The 2,454-nt window shown below is 29.9% G+C and carries 1 pseudogene; it reads right to left on the bottom strand.

Features of this window, described 5'->3' with window-relative positions:
- Positions 1-1,748 precede the first annotated feature (1,748 nt).
- Positions 1,749-2,190 (bottom strand): annotated as a pseudogene (locus ACFIKX_RS03295) (type ISP restriction/modification enzyme); the annotation flags it as partial.
- Positions 2,191-2,454 lie beyond the last annotated feature (264 nt).

The following is a 2,454-nucleotide window of genomic DNA, read 5'->3' as shown; positions in this document are numbered from 1 at the left end:
ATCTCTTAAGGCTCTAATTCGAGTTAAGAAATGACCATCGATATATTCACAATCATCAATAAATTCGTATTTTTTTGCAGGCTCTTGTTGATTAGCAAGCGCGGTTTCATTTGAAATATTAGAGATAACGGGGGTGTTTTTTACTATAGTTTTCATAGTTTTTTCCTAACGAAATTAAAATTTTTCATTAACAGCCCATAAGGGCGCCGGGTGCTGAAAAACACGGTCGTTAGTCCGCTGTTATGCTTTCCTCATAAAGAGTATTGTATAGCATAACCACACCCGACATAATCATTATATGCTAATGGTAGCATAAAAGAAAGTCAGTATTTTAAAGAATGGGAAGGGTTGTTTCGTAACCAATCCGCTAACGATTAAGTGTTTTTCAATCACTTGATTATTTATATAACAAAATACGTATTTATTGTCAAATAATATTTTATCTTTTTTGATATTTTTTTGTATTTTTTTAATACGTTATGTATTGATAATATCTTATGCCTATTAATTGCTTCTTTTATATTTATATGCTTTTAAAGCTATATTATGGGCTTTATGAAACGATTGCGTTATTTTCTGAATCTATACATTGATAATATTTAGAAACGCTCTCATAGTGCGTATTTTTAACTTTATAACCTATCAGTTTTTTTCACTAAATGAATTTTAATTTTTTTGTGAATTTTTTTTATAACACATTTGCAACTTAACAGCTTTTCATAGAGATGGTCTTTATAACCAACCCTTTCATTTGCATTATGATTATAAAACCTTGCTGTTTTTATGCATTCTCTATAGCTGTTATATGCTTTATAGCCACCGCATCATTTTTCATTTTCATAAGAGAAACGATAAATAGGATAATTACGATTTATAGACTGTTATGAAAACATCTCAATAGAAACTGATAATTATAGAGATGAGCAAAATCTCTTTTAATAGACCGTGTCAGTGTTGTCAGTTCCTTTTAAGACCCTCTATTATTTTTTTTATGAGTAAAAATTAAAAACATTATATTTCAATAGTTTAATATCTTTAAAACATAACCCATATCAAGAGTACAATCTTGAAAGATAACCAATGATGTGAATTGATTAAAACCTGTCAGTTATGTGTCAGTAAATTGAACTGACAAAATAGATTATTTTAGTGAGTAATTAACGCGTGTCTTATGAAAAGCGTATGAAAGTAAAAACTGATTACGTTATTAAAATCCCTTTTATGAATTTTATCAGTTCATTTGAATAGATAAACTTATGATTTAGAGAATGATTAAGACGTGCTTTATAAAAAGCATATGATCCTTTAAAGCCTTTCAAAAGAAAGGGATTATAATCATAAGAAATGTTATCAAGACTATTGTGGTTATGAGTTTTGAGGTTTTTGAGTATTCCTTTTGACCCCCTTTATATATTTTTTTAATAAACAACCTATATCAAGATACAACCTATAAACACAACCCACGATATATTTTTGAAGGTATTTTGAGGGTGTGAGAAACCTTCAAAGCCTATAAGTAATATAAGAAAATGAATATACATAACTCTCTTTAAACAAAGCTATCATTTTAGATTACGGTATAAGCTTTGCAATCCAAAATACAGTGTTTTAAAAGTCAAATGATTTCTTTTTAGAATAACGCATGATAAATTATCCTTTTAAAGATTGTATGTAAGCTATTTATAAAGGGGGTATAGAGCCTATAGGTATAAGACCTTATACCCCTTTGTGAGTTTAGCATGCCAAGTCTATTCAGTTCCTCTTATTTCTAATTTTGGTAGTTTTTTCACGATTTTCATTGTTTCTAAACTTACGCTAATAACCCTTTGAAACAAATCCAATGGATAAGCAGGATTTCCAACGGTTTTAACAGCATAGTGATTGGCATCATTAACAATGCCACTCTTTTTATCTGTCTTTACACATTGATGCCCCATAATCCATTCAAGAGCGGGCTCGCCATTGACGATATACTCATAAGCTTCAAGAGGGATATCTGTTATTATAAATAACAGTGGTTTAATTTTTCTCTTTACCTGCTTTTGCGAATTCCATTTCAGTCACGTAATAAAACTTTTCGGAATTAGGGATATCAGTTAATTTGGGATTACCCTTTTTAAAGGTCACTGGATAAGGCTCTACATCTTCATAATTCACGTGCAAATGATCCAGTTCATGCCCTGTTACAACAGAGCTCCGTTTTCATATGAGGGGGTTAATTCTTATCAAAAGAATCAAAACGAAGCTTATTAAATCCATTTTGAATGAATAGTGAGAAAACTGGAAAAAATGCTAAAAAAGCCGATAATTTTTTCAAAAGGGTTTTTAAAGGTACTTATCCACAGCCCATGGCATAGGATAAGATCAGCAAAGTAGTGAAATTTGCTGTTTATTTTATGGAAAAAAGACAAATGAAGCATGTGCTTTTAAAATATCATAATGATTATTTTGATA

It is taken from the genome of Bartonella sp. CM86QHHN, assembly GCF_042194695.1.
GTDB lineage: Bacteria > Pseudomonadota > Alphaproteobacteria > Rhizobiales > Rhizobiaceae > Bartonella.
The sequence above is the reverse complement of the archived record's forward strand: the minus strand, read 5'-3'. Positions and strand labels throughout refer to the sequence as shown.